Source organism: Paraburkholderia largidicola (assembly GCF_013426895.1).
Lineage (GTDB): Bacteria > Pseudomonadota > Gammaproteobacteria > Burkholderiales > Burkholderiaceae > Paraburkholderia > Paraburkholderia largidicola.
The window spans coordinates 3,445,544-3,465,044 of sequence record NZ_AP023174.1 but is presented as its reverse complement, the minus strand read 5'-3'; the positions used below and the strand labels follow the sequence as shown (position 1 = coordinate 3,465,044).

Below are 19,501 nucleotides of genomic sequence, written 5' to 3'. Positions count from 1 at the left end.
GTCTCCGTCGTGATTGTGCCGTTACGCTAGCAGGGTTGCGAAGCGCGCGGCAAGCCTCGCGCGCGGTCCCGCCGCAGGCGATGCAACGTGCACGCTGAACGAACGTTCGCGATGTACAGTGATAGCCCAATCGATCGATACAAACAACGACATGACGACTGGTTTCGCCCAACGCGTGATCGCCTGGACCTATGTCCTGAGCGGCGTCACGGCAAGCAACCCGCGACACGCATCACGCGCGACGCCCCCGGCGGGCGAACACGCCGATGCGGCCGATGCCACTGAGTTTCCAGCGCGCGGGCCGACGCTCTGGCTGGCCGTGAGCCTGTCGATGGGCAGCGCGATTGCGCTCGGGCTTGCGCGCTTTTCCTATGCATTGCTGTTGCCGCCGATGAAAAGCGATCTCGGCTGGAGCTTCGCGCAAGCCGGCGCGATGAACACCGCGAACGCGCTCGGCTATCTGATCGGCGCGCTTGCGTTTCCACGTTTGTCGCGCCGCTGGTCGGCGGGGGCGCTGTTTGTCGGCGGATGCGTTGCGACGGCCTTGCTGATGGCCCTCACGGGCGTGCTGTCCGATACCGGCGCGCTGCTCGTTCAGCGCGTCGCGACAGGCATCGCGAGCGCATTCATTTTCGTGAGCGGCGGCGTGCTGGCGGCGCGCCTCGCCACATCGCGTCCGCGCGATGCGGGCCTCGTGCTCGGCCTGTACTACGGCGGCACCGGATGGGGGATCGTCGCGTCGGCGCTGCTGGTTCCCGCTTCGCTCGCTTCCTTCGCGCTGGTGCATCGCGCGCATGACTGGCAGTTGGCGTGGTTCGCGCTCGCTGTGGCGTGCGTCGCGTTGTCGTTGATCGCGGGGCGCGCCGCGCGACGCATCGACCGGCAGCACGTGATACGCACGGGCACGTCCGACGCCGCAGCGGCCGAGCAGCAGGCTGCGCCGATGCTGCGCTATGCGTTCGCGCTCGCCGGTTATGGGCTGTTCGGGGTCGGTTATATCGGCTACATGACGTTCATCATCGCGCTGCTGCGCAACGGCGGCATGAGCGAAGGCGTCGTGACGGGGTTCTATCTGCTGCTCGGCGTGGCGACGATCGTGTCGGCGCGGATCTGGTCGAAGCTGCTCGATCGCATGCGTGGCGGGCAGGCGCTCGCGCTGCTGAATGCGCTGCTCGCGCTGGCGACGCTGATGCCTGCGATCGTCGCGCATCCTGTCGTCGCGTTTGCGTCGGGTGTGTTGTTCGGCGCGACGTTCCTGTCGGCCGTCGCGTCGACGACGGCCTTCGTCCGCCACAATCTGCCCGCCGCGCACTGGGGCCGCGGCATCAGCGCGTTCACGATCGTGTTCGCATTCGGGCAGATCGTCGGGCCGACTGTGATCGGGTGGGTCTCCGACGGCGTCGGTCTGGAGCGTGGACTCATCTATTCGGCATGTCTGCTTGCTGCTGGCGCGGTACTTGCTGCATTGCAGACAAGCTTGTCGCAAACACCCATTCGGTGAACTGAGCGTTTCGACGAAAGCATTGCACAACGCGCGACCGCATATTCAGTGCCAATCCAGGCGCCATGTGGTCCACACAGTTGCTGCGTTGCGGTCGCCAGCGCACAGATCGAACGCGCAGCCGGGAGCAGGATGAAAACCGATGAAATACTCAGTCATCCAATTCGAATTTGACTGTTGCTATTTCGTCAAAACAACTAGAGAGACGCGAGATCAACGCCTAAAGTTAAAGTGCTTTCTCAAGTCTTTTGTGCGGTGCGGGGGTGCTTATGAAACGCAGGAACGCGCGACAACTGGTCCGGATGCTCTCAGACATACGGCACGCGGCAGATTGCAGGGCGCTGCGCGCGGCGGCAACGCAACGGGCCATGGAGCTTGCTGCGGAAGAAGCGGCCGAAGAGGAGCAGGAGAAGCCGGACACGGCACGCGAGAGCACCCGCGGCAAGACGACGTGGAGAACGTCATGAGAAGCGCCACCGAGCAGTCGCTGCGGTTTCTCGTCGAGAAATGGCTGGGGCCGGTTTCCGCGCCGGTGCATGTCACGCAGTTCGGCCGCACCAAATGGGATCACACGCGCTACGTGCGTGTCGAAACGTCCGCGCCGGATGGCGTGCGCTCCCTGTTCTTCTTTCGTCACGACGACGGATGCTGGTGCGTTTTCCCGCCGACATCGAAGCGGCGTCGTTCCGTCGAAAGCTGGCGCCAGGTGGCGGCGCAGGCGGCCGCGTAGGATCTCCGCCGCCGGCCGGCCCACGCGCGCGCCGACGGTGCCTCAGGCCGGTTCCGCCGAATCCGACGAGACTTCGCGGCGCGCGGTCCACATCGGCATCACCTGACACACGATCAATCCCGCCAGCATCAGCGCGCAGCCGAGCAACGCGCGCGTCGCCAGCGTTTCGCCCAGTACGAGCCAGCCGGCGAGCGCGGCAAACACACCTTCCATGCTGAAAATCACGGCCGCGTGCGCGGGAGCCGCATCCTTTTGCGCGACGACCTGGATCGTGTAAGCAACCCCCACCGAAAGTGCCCCGCCATAAAGAATGGTCGGCGCGGCGCGCACGATGTCCTCGATGCGCAGCGGATCGACAACGAGTCCCACCACGAGGCTTATCACGCCGCACACGACGAACTGCACCAGCGCGAGCGCCAGCGGCTCGTGACGGCGTGCAAAGCGGCTCACGAGCACGACCTGCGCCGAAATGACAAACGATCCGGCAAGTTGCAGCCAGTCGCCGTACAGGATGGAAAAATGTTCATCGACGCTCAGAAAATACATGCCGATTGCGGCCAGCAGCGCGCCGAGCCATATGCCGATGCCCGTCTGATGACGCAACGCGACGCCGATCAGCGGCACGATCACGACATACAGCGAACTGATGAAGCCCGCGTTGGCCACCTTCGTGTATTGCAGGCCGATCTGCTGGCAGGAGATCGACACGGCGACGAGCAGGCCGAGCAATGCGCCGTCGCGCCATAGCGTAGACGCGCGAGAGGGCACCAGGGAAGCGGGCGCGTCATCCGCACCTGCCTGCTTGCGACGCCGGCGCGCAACCGACCACACGATCAGGACAACGAACGCGCCCAGCAGAAAGCGCAGCCCCGTGAAGAGAAACGGACCGATCGAATCGAGACTCAGGCGTTGCGCGACGAACGCGCTGCCCCAGATCATCGCGGCGACGAGCATCAGCAGATTCGCGCGCAGGTGTTGGCGGGTGGCGGTTTTCAAGCGGAAATTCCTGACTGGACAGATCGTTTCGCGTCCCTTCTGTTCAGACGAAACGACGGTCATTGAATGGCAGCCGACATGATACCCGTGTGGCCGTCGGCGAAGCGTCGAGATGTTGAAAGCAATCGGTAAGGAAGCTGTCTCCCGGAAAATACATATCGAAGCTTATGAGATGACAAACCGCCAACGCTGCGTGATACTCCCCGCGGGGAGCGGCCGGGCGCTGTGCGGCCCAGCAAGCTTCGCCATCATGCGGTTCCAATTCAACATTTGACTTACAGTCGTCAGGTTTGGGGATAACACACATGAAGAAGATCATCGCCTCGCTCGTCACCGCCTCGCTCGCGCTGGTGTCCGTTCAAGCTTTCGCACAGGCATCCGACGCAGCGCCGGCAGCAGCTAGCGCCGCGAAGCCGAAGCATGCTCACAAGCAACTGAAGACGCACGGCAAGCGCGCTGGTGTGTCGTCGGCGGCATCGGCTGCAGGCACGAACGACAAGGGCACGCAGAACTAAGCAGCCCGTTCGCGCAGCAAAAAGAAAGGCCGAAGCAATGCTTCGGCCTTTTGCATTTGTGGCGCGTTATCGACGCGCTCGCCGCGCATTCGATCCGCGCAGCCGCGCAATGGGCGCGCGACGCCCGCCGCGCCGCTCAAGCGCTCGCTGCGAGTCCGTTGACCAGCAGCTCGGCGATCAGTCCGTTCATGCCTTCGGGATGGGTTGCAGCGCGCTCCTTCAACTGATCGACAAGCGATTCCGGAAGCTTGCACGCGAACGGCACGAGGCCTTTGGCCTGATCGAGCTTGCGCTGCTCGCGCCGGTCGAGCTGCGGCTGCGACGATGCCTTGCCGAAGCGGTCGGCGGCGAGCGACTGTTTCAACTCGTTGCCGAGCTTCAGCGCCTTGTTTTTCTCAAGGTCGAATTTCTTCATTGCCATGCGGAAAGGCCTCTAACAGGTAAGCAATCCAGCATTGTACGCATCGCGCGGCGCGTGAATGCCTCAGGCTATTTCGCCGGCGCTTCCGCGTTCGTCACGCTGTCCATCAGTGCGCGCATGCGCCGCCAGTGCGTGCCTTCCCAGAAAACACGCCGGCACACGTCGCAGGTCACGAACTGCGCATGACGTTCGAGCACGCCTTCTGGCGCGCGTCCGACTGCTTCGTCTTTCGGAATGCGCCGCAGCGGCGCGTTGCACGTGAGACACAGACGAAACGGCCGCGCGCTGCGCGCCAGATCCAGCCGGTCGAAAATCTCACGCAGTTGCGCCTCGGGTTTCAGCGTACGGACGTAGCAGCCATGCGTGATCGTGCGGCGTTTCAGCAGTTCACGGTCGCGCGTCAGGACGATGCGGCCTTCGTCGGATGCAATCGACTCGATATGCGAATCGGCGTAGTGGTTGTCGTACAGTGTGTCGAAGCCGGCGAGCCGCAGCAGTTGTGCCAGTCCGCCGAGATGCGCGTCGGCGACGAAACGCACCACGCGCAGCGGCCGCTCGCGCACGCGAAGAATCGGCTGGATGTCGAGCGCCTCGAATTTCGGGTAGACGGCAACCCGGTCGCCTCCCTGCAGCGGGTGATCGAAGCCGACCGATTCGCCGTTCACGACGATCAGTTCGACTTCCGTGTGCGGCACGCCGAGCGCCTCGATCATGTGCTTCGCGGTTGCGGCGCGCGCACACTCGCAACTGAACGACTGCCGACGCTGCGGCCGCGCCAGGAAGTCGTTCAATTCTTCATAGAAGCGGAAGGTGGCCGTAACCATGACGTCAGTATGGCACCGCGCCGCACGCAGCGCCGATGGGCAATTACCTGCACGACGCGCGCGGCTATGCTCTACTTCGGGTTCTTGAACAGGAGTGATTGATGGACATCGGTTTTATCGGTCTCGGCGAAATGGGTGCCGCGATGGTCGCAAACATGCTGAAAGCTGGACACAGCGTACGCGTCTGGAACCGCTCGCCGGACAAGGCGCAGCCGCTCGCCGAGCTGGGCGCGCAGATCGTCGGTTCGCCCGCTGAGGCTTTCACCGGCGACGCCGTCTTCTCGATGCTCGCCGACGATGCCGCGCTTCGCGACGTCATCAGCGCATCGCTGCTCGAGCATGCGCCGCGCGGACTGATTCACGTGAACATGGCGACGATCTCCGTCGCGCTGGCAGAAGAGCTGGCGACGGCGCACGCCGGGCGCGGCCTGAACTACGTCGCGGCGCCCGTGATGGGCCGGCCGGATGTCGCGGCGGCCGCGAAGCTGACCATCGTCGCCGCCGGGCCCGCCGAAGCGATCGACCGTGTGCAACCCGTGTTCGATTCGATCGGCCAGAAGACGTGGCGCATCGGCTCGTTGCCGCAGCAGGCAAACGTCGTGAAGCTGGCGGCGAACTTCATGCTGGCATCGGCGGTGGAGTCGCTTGGCGAGGCGTCGGCCTTGCTCGGCGGTCACGGCGTCGCCATGCAGGATTTTCTCGACGTGATCACGAACAGCGTGTTCCCCGGTCCCGTGTATCAGGGCTACGGCAAGATGATCGCCGAACAGCGCTACGAGCCGGCGTTGTTCAAGGCGCGTCTCGGCCTGAAGGACGTGCGTCTCGCGCTGGCGGCTGCCGAGTCGGTGTCGACGCCGCTGCCGGTGGCGAGCGTGGTGCGCGACAGTCTGATCGAAGCGGTCGCGCACGGCGACGGCGAGAAGGATTTCGCCGTGCTGGGCCAGGTGGCGTCGCGCCGCGCGGGGCGCTGAGGGCGCGGGCGTTCGTTTTACCGCACGCGCGTTCGCGCAGGCGAGCGTTCCGAACTGCGTGAGAGCGGGCGGGGCGGGCATAATGCCTGTTCCGCCCGTTTTTCATTTCATCGAGCAATACGCATCATGAGTCTGCATACCTGGTGGCTCTACCTGGCCACGATCTTCGTTGTCTGCGCGATTCCCGGCCCGAACATGCTGTTGATGATGACGCACGGCGCCCGTTACGGCATGCGTCAAACGACGGCCACGATGGCCGGCTGCCTGACCTCGCTCATCTTGATGCTGGCTGTTTCCGTCGCCGGACTCGGCGTGCTTCTGAAAGCATGGCCCGCGACGTTCGACACGCTGCGTCTGTTCGGCGCGGCCTATCTGATCTGGCTCGGCGTGAAGGCATGGCGCGCGCCTGTGAGCGAAGCCGCAGCGGCAAAAACCGACGCTTCCACCGATGGCATGGGCGGCAAGCGCGCACCGTCGCGCGGCGCGCTGATGCGCATCGGCTTTCTGGTCGGCAGCAGCAACCCGAAGGCGATTCTGTTTTCGGCCGCGCTGTTGCCGCAATTCATCGACGCCTCGCGCCCGACGCTTCCGCAGTTCGCGGTGCTCGTCGCCACGACGGCGGTGATGGAAGTCAGCTGGTACGCCGTCTACGCAGGCTGCGGCACGCGGATCGGCGCGAAGCTGAAGAGCAGCAGCGTCGCGAAGGCGTTCAACCGGTTGACGGGCGGCGTGTTCGTCGGCTTTGGCGCGATGATGGCGCTGGTGCGCCACTGACGCTTGCCTTTCAGCGCTCGCCGCGTCTCATGGCGCGGCGGGCGCTTCTTCGTCAACGACGGCCGGCTTGCGCGGCGCGATCGACGAAACCGAACAGAAACACGGCAACCGCGAATCCCAGCGCGACTACGCAGACGCCGCTCCACCCGGCTCTCGCCCACGCAACGCCCGATAGCGCGGCGCCGATTGCCCCGCCGACAAAGAAAATTCCCACGAAAAGCGCATTCAACCGACCGCGCGCGGCGGGGTTGATGAGATTGATCGCGCGTCGTCCGAGCGTCTGATCGGCGATGACGCCGGCGTCAAGTGCCGCCGCCCCGACAACCAGCAGCGCGAGCGCTGCCACAGGATGCGCCGCTGGCGAGAGTCCGCCCCAGCCAGCACCGGCGATGCCCAGAACGAGGACGGCCGCGATCATCACCAGATGCGCGACGATCTGCGTTGCGCGGCCCGCGCCGCGATCGCCGAGGTGACCGGCGAGCGGCGTGACGATCGCGCCCGTCGCGCCCGCCAGCGCGAACCCGGCGATGCCATGCATGCCGAGCGAGAACGGCGGCTGCGCGAGCCGCAGCGCGATGGTGGTCCAGAACGCGCTGAACGCGCCGAGTGAGAGGGCGGCCAGCGTCGCGCGCCGTTGCAACACCGGTTCGGTGCGCAGCAGCGTCCATAGCGAACGCAGCAATTCCGGGTAGCGCGCGATGGCGTGCGGCGTGTGGTTCGGTAGCTGAAGGTAGAGCACGACGGCCAGCAACACGTCGGCAAACGCTTCGATGCCGTAGAACGCCCGCCAGCCGAATGTTCCGGCGATCACGCTCGCAAGCGGACGCGACAGCAGAATGCCGAGCATCAGTCCACTCATCACATTGCCGACGGCGCGCCCGCGCCGGCTTTCGGGCGCCATCGACGCCGCCATCGGCACCAGCATCTGGATCACGCTCGACGTCGCGCCCGCCATGAACACGGACGCGAGAAACATCCAGCCCGAGCGCGCGAGCGACGAAAGCGCGAGAAACGCGGCACAGCAGGCAAGTGTGCGGACAATGAGCCGGCGGTTTTCGAGCAGATCGCACAGAGGCACCAGCAGCAGCAAACCTGCCGCGTAGCCGAGTTGCGGGAGCATCGCGATCAGGCCGGCCAGTTCGGGCGGCAGATCCAGCGCGCGGCTGACCGGTCCCGTCAACGGCTGCGCCGCCGTCAGATTGACGACGATCAGGCCGACGGCTGCGGCGAAAAAAAGCGTCAATGGCGTGCTCAACGTTGCGACCGACGGCGCGGCGGAATGCGGCTGTGGCGGTGCCGTAGCGGCGACGCTGCGCGGACAGGTGTCGGCAGGCTGGTTCATGGTTCGGCTCCCCGAGATTCGATCCGGCGTATCCTAGGCATGCCGACGTTATGCGACAATTGAATTATCTCGATAATGTTTATGCGAGGTTGTTTTGAACACGCGTGACTTGCAGGCTTTTGTGGCGGTGGTCGAAAGCGGATCGATGGTGCGAGCGTCCGAAAAGCTGTTCCTGACGCAGCCGGGGCTCACACGCCGCGTGCAGAACCTCGAAACGATGCTCGGCATCGAACTGCTCGACCGGCAGAGCAAGCCGCTGAAGCCGACAGCGGCGGGCAACGAGGTGTATGGCCTTGCGCGCACGGTACTGCGCGCGGTCGACGATCTGATGTCCGTCGCGTCGCCCGACAGCGAACCGACGGGCGAGCTCAGGATCGGCGTGCCGCCGTTTCTTTCCGAGCTTGCGCTGGAGCAGCCCATCGACCGTTTGCGCAGCGCCTACCCGAAACTGACGCTGCGCGTGACGGCGGGGTGGTCGCCGGGTTTGCTGCAGATCGTCGAACAGGCGAAAGTGGATGCCGCCGTCGTGCTGCTGCCGGAAAGCGTGCCGTTGCCGGAAGGCCTGACATCGACGCTGCTGGCCTACAAGCCGACCGTGGTCGTCGCGCCGCGCTCGTTTGGCATTGCCGACGAGCCGGCGACGCTCGCGACCTTGTCGGGCTACCCGTGGGTGTTGAATCAGGACGGCTGTGGGATGCGCTCGGCGCTAAGCCGCGCAATGGCGGCGGCGGGATTGCCGTTCAACGTCGCCGTCGAGGCATTTGGCTCGGAACTGCAACTGTCGCTGGTGACACGGGGGCTGGGCGTGGGCCTCGCAACGCCGGAAGTGCTGGCGCGCAGTCCGCATCGCGGGGCGCTGCAGGTCATCGGCGTGCAGGACTTCCGGAACGGCCTGAATGTGTGGCTCGTGCATGGCGCGCTGCCCGGACGCCTGGTGCGGCCGGTCGCATTGATGCGCGACGCGCTGGTCGAAAAGCTGGACACGGATGCGGCCTGTGTGGCGTCGGCCGGTCCGGTCGTATGATGCAGAGCACAAAATCGTACCTGAAAAGAATGGGTGCGACGTTTTGTCACCCTTTGATCACGTAGAACCGGCCCTCTAACGCATCATGTTGCAACGCACCAAGTGATTTGCTATAGTCTGTCTTGTCTCCTCCATGTCTCCTCTGATATGGATTCAGCCCGCCAACATGGCGGGCTTTTTTTTGCCCGGATTTCGCCGATCCCCGCGCACTCAGAACTTGTACGACACCGCGAGGTACGTGATGATCGGATCAGCCTTCAGTTCGGCCTTCGACACTGCCAGTTCCGTGCCGTCCGCTGCCTTGATGATCGTCGACGACGTCGTCTTCAGCGGAATGTAGGTCACCGACGCCGTGACGCCCCAGCGGTCGGTGATGTTGTACATCGCGCCCACATTGAAGACCGGCTGCCAGGACGACGACGCCTTCGCCTCCACGGTAGTCTTTCCCGTCTTGCCCGCGCCCGCAGCCAGAACCGCGCCGAGGTTGTTCTGGGTCTGTGTGACGAAATTCTCATTCAGCTGGATGTCGCTGAACCAGTTGTACGACACGCCGATGCCGACAAACGGCCGGAACTTCGACGTCGACTCGCCAAAGTAATACTGAAAAATTAGCGCCGGGCTCCATTGACGCACGCTCTTGACGATCGGATTGACGGCCGGGTCGCCGATGTCCTGCTTGCCCAGCGCACCCGCCGGGCCGGGCGGCTGGATCGTGCCGTGGCCGTAGAGCTTGAACTTCGGCGGCACGCCCGCCACCGACGTCACCGCGAAATGGTCCGTTACGAAGTGCGAAAACACGAGGCCGAGCGTATCGGCACTGTTCGTCGACAGGCTCGTGCCCGGCGATGTGAACGAGTTCGGCAGACGCAGTGGCGTGTTGATCGGCACGGGCGCGACGTGCGTCGTGAGCGGCGTGCTCGAGTCCTGCGGCATCACGTGAAACCAGCCTAGCGAGACGAGGTTGTCGCCGGCCTTCTGCGCATAGGCATCTGGCATCGATAGCGTGGCCAGGGCAGCCACGCATACAGCGGCAAATGCGTTGGGCATTGCCGCGTCCAAGAGCTTTCTCATTCTGTTCCTCCTGAGCGGGCGGCCTGCCTCGCACGCGACGGCGTTATCGGTGCCGTCTGCTGCGCTTCCCGCTTGCCCGTTTCCCAGCGCGAAGGCTGGGAAGCGGCCGGGGTGGCGGTCGCCTCGTTGCGTTCTATGCGGTGGACCTCGCGTCCGTTACTGGACGAAGGCGCCGATCGTGAAGTACGGCGACGACGCGTTCGACAAGTCCAGGAAGCCGAACACGCCGCCCGTGAAAATGAACTTGCCGGTCGGCGCGCTGCCTGCGGCCGCGCTCGCGTAGGTCGACGTCACGACGCCGGGCACGGCCTGCGTGAAGTCGAGATTCAGCGCCTTGGTCAGCGACGCCTGGGACGGATTGAACGGATCGAGCAGCGTCGCCTGCGTGCCGACGAGCGCGTTGGTGCGGTAGTTGAACTCGCTGTCGACGCCGATGTACTCGCCGTTCTGCGAGTTGACGGCGATGGTCGACTGCGGCGCGAGAATCGAGATGCCCGATTCGTCGTCGGCGACGGGGCCGCTGATGCCGTTTTGCGGGTTCGGCGTCAGCGTCGAATTCGCGACGCCCGTGCGGACGAGGATCGGCACGTTCTGGTTGCGCAGCTTGCCGACGATCATGAAGCCCTTGCCGACGGGCGACGTCGCGAGCGTCGGCTTGCCCTGGCCCTGGAAGTTGTCGGTTTCGAATGCGCCGCTGCCATTCGACGATTGCGCCCAGTTCGTGCCCGGCTGCTGGCACTTGCCGGCGTTGACGCCAGCGTTGTCGCACTCGGTCCAGGTGCCGTCGGCGTTGATCGTGATCTTCGTATCGACGACAGTCGGCGCGAAGTTCTGCGACGGAATCTGGTGATAGCCGAGCTGGTTGTACGTCCCGGCGACATTCGCCAGATTCGTCTCGATCGTGGAAAAGCCGATGAACGGGTAGTACGGGAATTTCGTATCGGGTACCGCGCCTTGCCCGAGAATGCCGCCAAACGAAATTTCGGCGCCCGGAATCGTGCCGCCCGCCACGCCCTCGCCGACGAAAATGCGCGCCGGACGGTTCGGGTCGAGACTCGCGCCGTTCAGACGGAACGCGCACTGGTTGAGCTTATTGGTGGGAAGCAGCGTTTCCTGGGTTAGCGTGCCCGATGCCGTCTGACCTTTGCGGGTCGGTGCGACCGTGCCCGTCGTCGCGGGAATCGGTGATTCGATGTAGGCGACCTGCCAGGTCATCTTCGTTGTATCGAGCTGCAGCTTGACGAGTTCGCCGTCGCCGCCGCCGCCCGTGAAGGTCGTGCCGTAGTCGAGCGACGCGGGGCACAGGCGCGCTTCCACCGGCGGCGCGCCTTCGCTGCCCGAGCCGCCGCATGCGCCGAGCAATGGCGCTGCAAAAGCCAGCACCGAAAAGATCTTCCAGTTCATCGTGCCTCCAGTCTTGTTATGGGCGGCCAGCTCCCAGTCCAGCCGCCTCTAGGTCTTGTTGATCTACCGATGCTGCTTTCTGCTCGTGTTGCCTCCTGCCATGCGCGGCCCTTGAGCCCGGTTGATTCGGGTGAGACTCACTTGCTGATCTGCGCGCCGACGCTGAAGTACGGCGCGCTGGCGGTGTCGGAATTGGCCGAACTGGGCGTGATGCCACCGTTTTCGGTGCCGTTGATGAAGATCGCGTAAAGGCCGCCGCCCGCGATTGCGTAGCCCGTGCTGCCCTGCTTGTCGATCACGCTCACGAGGCCCGGATTGCCAGCGCCGTATCCCAGACCGAAGCCGCTTTCGGCCGCCTGCGTGGTCGGATTGATGAAGGTGCCGAGGCCGCCCTGGATCAGCGACGCGGTGTACTTGAAGTTCGAGTCCGCGCCGACATAGCCACCGTCGAAGCCGCCCGATGCAAGCGACGTCGCGCTTTCCAGCACAGCGATGCCGGATTCGTCGTCGACCTGGGCATCGAGCGGAAGCGCGCCCGTGCCCGTGAATACGTGCCCCGTTCTGACGACGACCGGGACAGTCACCCCGTTCAGCTGACCGAGGATCATGTGGGCCGACGAGGTGCCCCGTGCGCCGAGCAGCGGCAGCACCAGCTGGCTTTCGATGCGCGGCGCGTTGGTGCTGTCGAAATAGCCGTTTGTGTTGAGCGTCGGCGTGTCACCCATCGACAGACAGCGCGTCGGGCTCGCGTTGCCATTCGCGGGCGGGGCGTTCGTCGCGGACGAGCAGGCGCCGTTTGCATCGAAGGTTTCGGATGTCTGGGCGGCCGCTGCCGCGTAATTGCCCGACGGAACGATGTGATAGAGCAGCCCGTTATAGTTGCCAGCGAGCTTCGAGAGGTCCGTCGTCGTGCTTGCAAAGCCGAGGAACGGATAGAAGTCGAAATGTCTTGCCGTGACGGCGCCGACGTTCTGGAAGGTGAGAATCGTCTTGCCTGCGTACGCGACGTCGGCGCCCGGAATACCGCCGCCTGCCACGCCCTTGCCGACGAAGACGATGGGCGGATTGGTGGTCGAAAAGGGCGTCGTGTACGTTGCGCCCGTGGAAGGCGCGGTGCCCGACGCGGGCGTCAGCATGAACGCGCAGCGCGTCTGCTCGGCGTTCGGCAGCATCCCCGCCGGCGGATGCATGACGGCGCCCGTGACGGTCGTGCCTGCCCGCGTATTGTCGACCTGACCCGCCGATACCGGAATCGGTGACTCGAGAAACTTCAGCGTGTACGTCATCTTCACGGCGTCGATATTCAACGACACCACTTCGCCGCTGCCTGCGCCGCCCAGATAGGTGCTCTGGCCGATCGCGGCGTCGGCGGGGCAAAGCGTGCCCGCGGTAGCCGTCGACCCAGGCGGCCCTTGCACGCCGCAGCTCGACCCTGAGCACTGGTTCGCGTTGATCGGGCCGGGATCGTCTGCTTTTCCACCTCCGCAGGCGATCAAAAACGGCACGCTGGCAATGGCACATGCCAGCCATTTTGAATTGGCGTACATGCTGTTGTCTCCCTGACTTATCTAATTTGCGAGCTAATTTCGCTGCGCGATTTAGGGCTGTCAATTGAACGAACCGTCTAAAAAACCCGATTCAAACAGCGCATTTTTCGCGAAGAGTCGCATGGCGCTTCGAAGCGCGCCTTTTTAAACAAAACAGCATTTTTCCGGATCGGACGAATTTTTCCGTGTCGCCGCTGGGCCTTGATGCGCGGGCGGTTCGGCAAAATGCATCTATCATCTTCGAACGTTCGTTCGTAAAAAAATCCGGAATATCCCTATGCGGTAATAGATGCCCGATGGAATAAAAAGAGAAGCAGTAAATACCTGCTATGAGGACTGCTGGAGATAGTGAGAAAATCGAAAGGCGTTAATTCGCGTTTGAATGAGGCGTTTTAAATCGTGGATTGGCAAGCATAAAAAGAAAAAGCCGGCGTTTGAATGCCGGCTTGGTGACACGCAGGACGGCGACGCCGTCCGCTAGTGAAATGTCAGCGTTTGAGACCCGTCGCCTCGTCCGTGCCGATGGCGAGATTCATGCACTGGATCGCCGCGCCCGACGCCCCCTTGCCGAGGTTGTCGAGCCGCGCGACCGTGACGAAGCGCTCTTCGTTGCCGAACACGAACAGGTCGACGCGATTCGTGTCGTTGTTCGCCTGGACGTCGAAGAAGCCGCTGTCGAGGTTGTCGTCGGCATTGAACGGCGCGACGCGCACGAACTGCTCGCCGCTGTAGTACTCGGCGAACAGCGCCTGCACGTCTTGCGGCGTGGTCGGCTTGGACAACTGGCCCGGCGTGAAGTACGTCGTCACGGCGAGGCCCTTGTAGAAGTTGCCGACGATCGGCGTGAAGATCGGCGCGTTCTTCAGGCCCGTGTGCGCGGCCATTTCCGGCAGATGCTTGTGGGCGAGGCCGAGCGCGTACGGACGCGGGCTGTCGAGCTTCGCGTTGCCGCCCGCTTCGTAGTCCGCGATCATTTTTTTGCCGCCGCCGCTGTAGCCGGTGATCGAGTAGCTGTGCGCAGCAAAATCCGCCGACACGACGCCCGCATCGACGAGCGGACGCATGGCCAGCACGAACGCCGATGCATGGCAGCCCGGCACGGCGATGCGTTTTGCCGTGCGCAGGCGCTCGCGCTGCGCGCGGGCCAGTTCGGGCAGGCCGTACGCCCAGTCGGCGCTGGTGCGAAACGCGGTGCTCGCGTCGATCAGCACCGTGCGGTCGTTCTCGACGAGCGACGCCGATTCGCGCGACGCCACATCCGGCAGACACAGGAAGGTGACATCCGAAGCGTTGATGAGACGACGGCGCTCGTCGATATCCTTACGCTTCGCTTCTTCGATGCGGAGGATTTCAACGTCTGCGCGCTGCGACAGGTATTCGAAAATCTTCAGGCCGGTCGTGCCTTCCTGTCCGTCGACAAAAACTTTCGTGCTCATCTCGATCTCGCTGGCTGATAAAAACGGCGGAAAACGCGGCGCTGCTTGCGCCGGAACGTTATTTTAAGACCGTGAGGCGGCGCGTGCGCGAAATTGGCCGAAAAACACGTTGCGCCGCAACAGTGACAGCAACGTGACAAGCCACGTTCCCGCGCACTCCAGGCGCGTTCACGCCGGCTGTCCCGCCTTCCAGCGCGCCGTCACGGCGGCGATGCGCGCGCCGAACACTTTTGCCGTGTCGAGGTCGCCGGGCGGGGGCGCTTCGTCGGGTGTGGCGTCGGCAGGCGACTGCGACAGGAGGCCCGCGAAACCGCCGATGAAATTCAGGTCGTTGCGCGTTGCCGCCTTCGTGTTGGCGGGCATCATGCCCATGCCTGCCCAGATCATGCCGTGCTGCATCGCGAGGGTGATGAAGTACTGGATCGTCGAGAACTTGTCGCCGTTCATCGACCCGGAGTTGGTGAAGCCTGCCGCCATCTTGTCCTTCCACTTTTGCGCGAACCACGGCTTCGAGCTGGCGTCGGCGAACTTCTTGAAGTCGGCGGACGGGCCGCCCATGTAGGTCGGCGCGCCGAAGATGATGGCGTCGGCCGCGTCCAGTTCGGCCCAGGCCGCGTCGTCCAGTTCACCGACCGCGATCATTCTCGCATCGGCGCCGCCGTCGAGCGTGCCCGCCAGCACGGCTTCCGCGAGCTTCTTCGTATGGCCGTAGCCGCTGTGATACACGATGATGATTTTTGACATATCCGGCTCCCTTGTTGCGAATAATCATGCGCTCTCAAAGCGCGAACCTGAGCGTGATTCATTCTGTCACCACGACCGGGTTGTTTCAGACGCGGCGAGATAGCCGCGGCGTCGCGCGGATCGCTGTCGCGAAAGACTAGCGGCCGTACGTGACCGTCATGCGTGCGTAGCCGAGCGTTGCCGTGCTGATCTCGTGGTCGAACATCAACGACGGCCGGCCTTGCGCGAGCCTCAGGTTCGACGTGTTCAGCGCGTACACGGTGATCACATAGCGATGCGGTTTGCCGGGCGGCGGGCAGGGGCCGCCATAGCCGTCGATGTCGAAGTCGTTGCGCGCCTCGACGGCGCCGAGCGTCTTAAGAAAGCCGGACGCACTCGCGTTTTCCGGCAAGCGGTCGACGTTGGCAGGAATGCCGACGACGGCCCAATGCCACCAGCCGCGTCCGGGCGAATCGGGGTCGAACATGGTGACGGCGAAGCTGCGCGTGCCGTCGGGCGGGTTGTGCCAGTTCAGTTGCGGCGAGCGGTTAAGGCCTTTGCACTCGTCGCGGTTGAACACCTGCGCATTGTCGACCGTGCCGCCCGTGCGAAGGTTGGTGCTCGTGACGGTGAACGCGGTGTCGGCAGAGGCCGCGCTCGCATGAAATGCGAATGAAAAAACGATGAGCGAAGCAACGCGCGATCGTGCGAGATACAGAAACGGCAGGAACGAACGAGACGAAGGGGCGGAACGACCGGGCAACGCAAGCGCATGTGCCGAATCTCCTGTCAGGCTCGTAAAGAAATGTCCTTACGAGGGATTGTTGTCCTTTTTTATGCCCAAGGGACAAATCGAGTCTAACATTACATCTTATGAAGCCATTTGTGCTCGATGAGGGGCCAGTACGGCGCGAAATCGGCTATAGTCGCTGCAATCGTCCGCGGTTGTACGCAAGCAGACAAGTCCTAGAAATTTAGAACTAAGAACGGTTGCATGACTGAAGTTTCGGAGCGTGGATTGTCAGTTGAAGGAAGGGCCATGCAAGATCCCATCAGGGTCGTGGTCGCCGATGACCATCCAGTAATTCTCTTTGGTGCCGAACAGGCGTTGCTCAAGTTTCAGGGCATTCGCGTGGTCGCGCGCGCAAAGCAGTCCACCGAGCTGGTGAAGATATTGCAGACGACGCCGTGCGATGTGCTGGTCACGGATCTCGCAATGCCAGGTGGGCAATACGGCGACGGCTTGCCATTGATCGGCTATCTGCGTCGGAATTTTCCCGACCTGCCTATAGTCGTCCTGACGATGCTCGAAAACGCTGCGCTGTTGAAGCGCCTGAACGAGCTCGGCGTGATTTCGGTCGTCAACAAATCAGACGACCTGAGTCATATCGGTCTTGCGGTGCAGCACGTCAGCCGGCATATCGAATACATGAGCCCGTCGGTGAAGGCCTCGCTCGATACATTGCGCATGAACGCGGGTGGCAAGAGCGACGAAGTGATTCTGTCGAAGCGCGAACTGGAGGTCGTACGGCTCTTCGTGTCGGGCATGACGATCAAGGAAATTTCCGAGCAGCTGAACCGCAGCATTAAGACGATCAGCACGCAAAAGAATACAGCGATGCGCAAGCTCGGACTCGAAAGGGATTCCGAACTATTTCAGTACGCGCAGAGTAATGGCTTGATGAATCTGTCGTCGTACGCGCCGGGTGAGGCGGATACGGGCAGCACGTCGCAGGGAAGTTCTTAGGCGCGCCTCGGAAACTGGAAAGCGGATCAAACAAAAAACGCCGTCTGTCTCACGACAGGCGGCGTTTTCGTATGGAACGCTGAAGCAGGCTGCTCGCTTATTGCGGTGCCGACGTCGCGCCACCGTGAGCCGCCGACCACTCGGCAGGCGCGTGCAGGAATTTCTCGACTTCGTCGAGCGTCTTCGTTTCGAAGTAGCCCTGTTGCTTCGCGACGCGCAGCACGTCCCACCACGTGGCGAGCGCGTGCAGATCGACGTCGATATCCTTCAGCACCGACACGCTTTCCTTGAAGATGTTGTAGTGGAACAGCACGAAGCAGTGGTTCACCTGCGCGCCCGCCGTGCGCAGCGCGTTGATGAAGTTGATCTTGCTGCGGCTGTCGGTGGTCAGATCTTCAACCAGCAGCACGCGCTGACCTTCCGTCAACAGACCTTCGATCTGCGCATTGCGGCCGAAACCCTTCGGCTTCTTGCGCACATATTGCATCGGCACCATCAGGCGGTCCGACAGCCAGGCGGCAAACGGAATGCCCGCCGTTTCCCCGCCGGCGACGGCGTCGATCTGCTCGTAGCCGACGTCGCGCAGAATCGTCGCTTCTGCCATTTCCATCAGGCCGCGGCGCACGCGCGGATACGAAATCAGCTTGCGGCAGTCGATATATACCGGGCTCGCCCAGCCGGAAGTGAAGATGTACGGTTTTTCCGCGTTGAAATGCACTGCCTGGACTTCCAGCAGCATTTTGGCGGTCGTGTCGGAGATCGTCTGGCGATCGAAGCCTGTCATGGGCGAATCCTTCGGTGTGGTGAGCTTGGAGGGCGGGCGCGGGGCCCTGTGGCGCAGCAGGCGTAACGTTTCGCGCCTGGTGGGCGAAACATGCCGGACGAGTTGAGAAACAGGCCGGTTTGCTGCGCGCGTAGCCGAATATTTTACCCGATTCGGACTGTTCCCAGGGCGCGAGGCGGCGAAAGCGGGTAGGCGCGGCGGCCGGATGTGCGTTTCGCCTATGTCTTCTGGCCAGGTTGTGACACCAATCTGGCGCCTTTACACTCACGGCAAATTTTCACAGACGGCCCTTCAGAGGGCCTTCTGCTCACGTCTGCTGCAAGGTTGCCCCCATGAACATCGCCCCTTCTTCGACCCAAGCCGCGCAGGACGCCCGTCCCGGCTATGCGGCGCGCGCGCTGATCGCGTCGGTGCTCGGCTACGCGATGGACGGCTTCGATCTGCTGATTCTCGGCTTCATGCTGCCCGTCATCGCTGCCGACCTGCACCTTTCATCGACGCAAGCCGGGTCGCTGGTGACATGGACGCTAGTCGGCGCGGTCGCGGGCGGCGTGATTTTCGGCGTGTTGAGCGACTACTTCGGACGCGTGCGGATGCTCACGTGGACGATTCTGATCTTCGCCGTCTTTACTGGCCTGTGCGCACTCGCGCAAGGCTACGGCGATCTGCTCGCCTACCGGACGATCGCGGGCATTGGGCTGGGCGGCGAGTTCGGCATCGGCATGACGCTCGTCGCGGAGGCCTGGCCGGCGGCACAGCGGGCGCGCGTGTCGTCGTACGTCGGGCTTGGCTGGCAACTGGGCGTGCTGGCGGCGGCGCTGCTGACGCCTTTACTGCTGCCCATAATCGGCTGGCGCGGGATGTTCGCGCTCGGACTGCTGCCCGCCGTCGTGTCTTTTTTCGTGCGCCGGCGCGTCGAGGAACCGGCGATGTTCACCGAACGCGTCGCGCGCGGCATGCGCAAGGCGCCGATGAAACTGCTCGTCGCCGACGCCCGCACGACCCGCGCAAGCGTGGGCGTCGCGATTCTGTGCTCGGTGCAAAACTTCGGCTATTACGGCCTGATGATCTGGCTGCCCACTTATCTGTCGAAAACTTTCGGCTACTCGCTGACGCGCTCCGGCCTGTGGACAGCGGTCACGGTGCTCGGCATGGCTGCCGGGATCTGGCTATTCGGCGTCGCCGCCGACCGCTTCGGCCGCAAGCCCGCGTTCCTGTTCTACCAGGCGGGCGCCGTGTTGATGGTGTTCGTCTACTCGCAGTTGAGCACGCCGTTCGCGCTGCTGATCGGAGGCGCGGTGATGGGCATGTTCGTCAACGGGATGATCGGCGGCTATGGCGCGCTGATCTCCGAGTTGTATCCGACGGAAGCTCGTGCCACTGCACAAAACGTATTGTTCAACATCGGCCGCGCGGTCGGCGGATTCGGGCCCGTTGCCGTCGGCGCGCTGGCCGCGCGGTTTTCGTTCGCGGCGGCGCTCGGCGTGCTCGCTTCGATCTATATCCTCGACATTCTCGCTACGCTCTTTTTGATCCCGGAACGCCGCGGCGCAATGCTCGAATGAGGCCTTGCCGCCACGGGGTGGCGGGCAGGGTGGAAGTGCTTTCATGCCGCGCCGCAGCAAGCACTGGCGCGGCTGCGGCTTATCCAGCCGGTACAAAACCTGGCCCGAATTGACGCATCCGGGGTG

General features: G+C 63.6%; 19 protein-coding genes. 8 read left to right on the top strand and 11 right to left on the bottom strand.

The window, feature by feature from the left end; translation table 11 throughout:
* The first annotated feature begins 151 nt into the window (after positions 1-151).
* Together PPGU16_RS15475 and PPGU16_RS15470 are read left to right on the top strand one after the other, a co-directional pair.
* Positions 152-1,501, top strand: coding sequence for a YbfB/YjiJ family MFS transporter (locus tag PPGU16_RS15475; protein WP_434064402.1), 1,350 nt, complete (start codon positions 152-154; stop codon positions 1,499-1,501).
* A 463-nt stretch (positions 1,502-1,964) separates the two neighbouring features.
* The gene (locus PPGU16_RS15470; RefSeq protein WP_180720833.1) at positions 1,965-2,231 is read left to right on the top strand and encodes a hypothetical protein; all 267 of its coding nucleotides are present in this window, start codon (positions 1,965-1,967) and stop codon (positions 2,229-2,231) included.
* 42 nt (positions 2,232-2,273) lie between these two features.
* Here PPGU16_RS15470 and PPGU16_RS15465 read toward each other — a convergent pair whose 3' ends face one another.
* Positions 2,274-3,227, bottom strand: a complete 954-nt coding sequence (locus PPGU16_RS15465) for a DMT family transporter (RefSeq protein WP_180720831.1) — start codon at positions 3,225-3,227, stop codon at positions 2,274-2,276.
* A gap of 305 nt (positions 3,228-3,532) precedes the next feature.
* Between PPGU16_RS15465 and PPGU16_RS15460 the strand changes: the two genes are divergently transcribed.
* On the top strand, positions 3,533-3,742 hold the full coding sequence (locus PPGU16_RS15460) for a hypothetical protein (protein WP_009769951.1): 210 nt from the start codon (positions 3,533-3,535) through the stop codon (positions 3,740-3,742).
* Positions 3,743-3,878: 136 nt separating this feature from the next.
* Here the strand turns inward: PPGU16_RS15460 and PPGU16_RS15455 are convergent, their stop codons facing one another.
* On the bottom strand, positions 3,879-4,163 hold the full coding sequence (locus PPGU16_RS15455) for a hypothetical protein (protein ID WP_180720829.1): 285 nt from the start codon (positions 4,161-4,163) through the stop codon (positions 3,879-3,881).
* Positions 4,164-4,231: 68 nt separating this feature from the next.
* Positions 4,232-4,987: a Mut7-C RNAse domain-containing protein gene (locus PPGU16_RS15450; protein WP_180720827.1), complete on the bottom strand. Its 756-nt coding sequence runs from the start codon at positions 4,985-4,987 to the stop codon at positions 4,232-4,234.
* Between the two features lie 101 nt (positions 4,988-5,088).
* Between PPGU16_RS15450 and PPGU16_RS15445 the strand changes: the two genes are divergently transcribed.
* Positions 5,089-5,958 carry an NAD(P)-dependent oxidoreductase gene (locus PPGU16_RS15445; protein WP_180720825.1) on the top strand — a complete coding sequence of 290 codons (870 nt, stop codon included), beginning with the start codon at positions 5,089-5,091 and terminating at the stop codon, positions 5,956-5,958.
* A gap of 126 nt (positions 5,959-6,084) precedes the next feature.
* Positions 6,085-6,732, top strand: a complete 648-nt coding sequence (locus PPGU16_RS15440) for a LysE family translocator (RefSeq protein WP_180720823.1) — start codon at positions 6,085-6,087, stop codon at positions 6,730-6,732.
* A gap of 52 nt (positions 6,733-6,784) precedes the next feature.
* On the opposite strand, the gene PPGU16_RS15435 is transcribed toward PPGU16_RS15440, so the two are convergent.
* Positions 6,785-8,074: an MFS transporter gene (locus PPGU16_RS15435; protein WP_180720821.1), complete on the bottom strand. Its 1,290-nt coding sequence runs from the start codon at positions 8,072-8,074 to the stop codon at positions 6,785-6,787.
* A gap of 94 nt (positions 8,075-8,168) precedes the next feature.
* On the opposite strand from PPGU16_RS15435, the gene PPGU16_RS15430 reads away from it, so the two are divergent.
* The gene (locus PPGU16_RS15430) at positions 8,169-9,098 is read left to right on the top strand and encodes a LysR family transcriptional regulator (protein WP_180720819.1); all 930 of its coding nucleotides are present in this window, start codon (positions 8,169-8,171) and stop codon (positions 9,096-9,098) included.
* Positions 9,099-9,308: 210 nt separating this feature from the next.
* Here PPGU16_RS15430 and PPGU16_RS15425 read toward each other — a convergent pair whose 3' ends face one another.
* From PPGU16_RS15425 to PPGU16_RS15400, 6 genes are all read right to left on the bottom strand, one after another.
* Positions 9,309-10,169: an OmpW/AlkL family protein gene (locus tag PPGU16_RS15425; protein ID WP_434064401.1), complete on the bottom strand. Its 861-nt coding sequence runs from the start codon at positions 10,167-10,169 to the stop codon at positions 9,309-9,311.
* Positions 10,170-10,325: 156 nt separating this feature from the next.
* Complete coding sequence (locus PPGU16_RS15420; RefSeq protein ID WP_180720816.1) at positions 10,326-11,573, bottom strand: DUF2957 domain-containing protein; 1,248 nt, start codon at positions 11,571-11,573, stop codon at positions 10,326-10,328.
* Positions 11,574-11,710: 137 nt separating this feature from the next.
* Complete coding sequence (locus tag PPGU16_RS15415) at positions 11,711-13,120, bottom strand: DUF2957 domain-containing protein (RefSeq protein ID WP_180720813.1); 1,410 nt, start codon at positions 13,118-13,120, stop codon at positions 11,711-11,713.
* 488 nt (positions 13,121-13,608) lie between these two features.
* Entirely contained in the window at positions 13,609-14,556 is a 948-nt protein-coding gene (gene argC, locus PPGU16_RS15410) for an N-acetyl-gamma-glutamyl-phosphate reductase (RefSeq protein ID WP_180720811.1), read from the bottom strand.
* A 168-nt stretch (positions 14,557-14,724) separates the two neighbouring features.
* Positions 14,725-15,300, bottom strand: coding sequence for a flavodoxin family protein (locus PPGU16_RS15405; RefSeq protein ID WP_180720809.1), 576 nt, complete (start codon positions 15,298-15,300; stop codon positions 14,725-14,727).
* Between the two features lie 136 nt (positions 15,301-15,436).
* Entirely contained in the window at positions 15,437-15,997 is a 561-nt protein-coding gene (locus tag PPGU16_RS15400) for a YbhB/YbcL family Raf kinase inhibitor-like protein (RefSeq protein WP_243460597.1), read from the bottom strand.
* A gap of 321 nt (positions 15,998-16,318) precedes the next feature.
* Between PPGU16_RS15400 and PPGU16_RS15395 the strand changes: the two genes are divergently transcribed.
* Positions 16,319-17,026 carry a response regulator gene (locus tag PPGU16_RS15395; RefSeq protein WP_180720807.1) on the top strand — a complete coding sequence of 236 codons (708 nt, stop codon included), beginning with the start codon at positions 16,319-16,321 and terminating at the stop codon, positions 17,024-17,026.
* 97 nt (positions 17,027-17,123) lie between these two features.
* On the opposite strand, the gene PPGU16_RS15390 is transcribed toward PPGU16_RS15395, so the two are convergent.
* A complete protein-coding gene (locus PPGU16_RS15390; protein WP_180720805.1) occupies positions 17,124-17,810 on the bottom strand; it encodes an orotate phosphoribosyltransferase in 687 nt (228 codons plus the stop codon).
* 332 nt (positions 17,811-18,142) lie between these two features.
* Here PPGU16_RS15390 and PPGU16_RS15385 point away from each other — a divergent pair, with 332 nt between their 5' ends.
* Positions 18,143-19,375: an MFS transporter gene (locus tag PPGU16_RS15385; protein WP_180720803.1), complete on the top strand. Its 1,233-nt coding sequence runs from the start codon at positions 18,143-18,145 to the stop codon at positions 19,373-19,375.
* Positions 19,376-19,501: the final 126 nt, after the last annotated feature.

Bases quoted from the DNA above. Each gene is read 5' to 3' on its own strand.
- PPGU16_RS15420 (WP_180720816.1), bottom strand. From the start codon at position 11,573: ATGAACTGGAAGATCTTTTCGGTGCTGGCTTTTGCAGCGCCATTGCTC.
- argC (WP_180720811.1), bottom strand. From the start codon at position 14,556: ATGAGCACGAAAGTTTTTGTCGACGGACAGGAAGGCACGACCGGCCTG.
- PPGU16_RS15385 (WP_180720803.1), top strand. From the start codon at position 18,143: ATGAACATCGCCCCTTCTTCGACCCAAGCCGCGCAGGACGCCCGTCCC.
- PPGU16_RS15405 (WP_180720809.1), bottom strand. From the start codon at position 15,300: ATGTCAAAAATCATCATCGTGTATCACAGCGGCTACGGCCATACGAAG.
- PPGU16_RS15460 (WP_009769951.1), top strand. From the start codon at position 3,533: ATGAAGAAGATCATCGCCTCGCTCGTCACCGCCTCGCTCGCGCTGGTG.
- PPGU16_RS15440 (WP_180720823.1), top strand. From the start codon at position 6,085: ATGAGTCTGCATACCTGGTGGCTCTACCTGGCCACGATCTTCGTTGTC.
- PPGU16_RS15395 (WP_180720807.1), top strand. From the start codon at position 16,319: ATGCAAGATCCCATCAGGGTCGTGGTCGCCGATGACCATCCAGTAATT.
- PPGU16_RS15450 (WP_180720827.1), bottom strand. From the start codon at position 4,987: ATGGTTACGGCCACCTTCCGCTTCTATGAAGAATTGAACGACTTCCTG.
- PPGU16_RS15455 (WP_180720829.1), bottom strand. From the start codon at position 4,163: ATGGCAATGAAGAAATTCGACCTTGAGAAAAACAAGGCGCTGAAGCTC.
- PPGU16_RS15390 (WP_180720805.1), bottom strand. From the start codon at position 17,810: ATGACAGGCTTCGATCGCCAGACGATCTCCGACACGACCGCCAAAATG.
- PPGU16_RS15475 (WP_434064402.1), top strand. From the start codon at position 152: ATGACGACTGGTTTCGCCCAACGCGTGATCGCCTGGACCTATGTCCTG.
- PPGU16_RS15415 (WP_180720813.1), bottom strand. From the start codon at position 13,120: ATGTACGCCAATTCAAAATGGCTGGCATGTGCCATTGCCAGCGTGCCG.
- PPGU16_RS15470 (WP_180720833.1), top strand. From the start codon at position 1,965: ATGAGAAGCGCCACCGAGCAGTCGCTGCGGTTTCTCGTCGAGAAATGG.
- PPGU16_RS15425 (WP_434064401.1), bottom strand. From the start codon at position 10,169: ATGAGAAAGCTCTTGGACGCGGCAATGCCCAACGCATTTGCCGCTGTA.
- PPGU16_RS15435 (WP_180720821.1), bottom strand. From the start codon at position 8,074: ATGAACCAGCCTGCCGACACCTGTCCGCGCAGCGTCGCCGCTACGGCA.
- PPGU16_RS15445 (WP_180720825.1), top strand. From the start codon at position 5,089: ATGGACATCGGTTTTATCGGTCTCGGCGAAATGGGTGCCGCGATGGTC.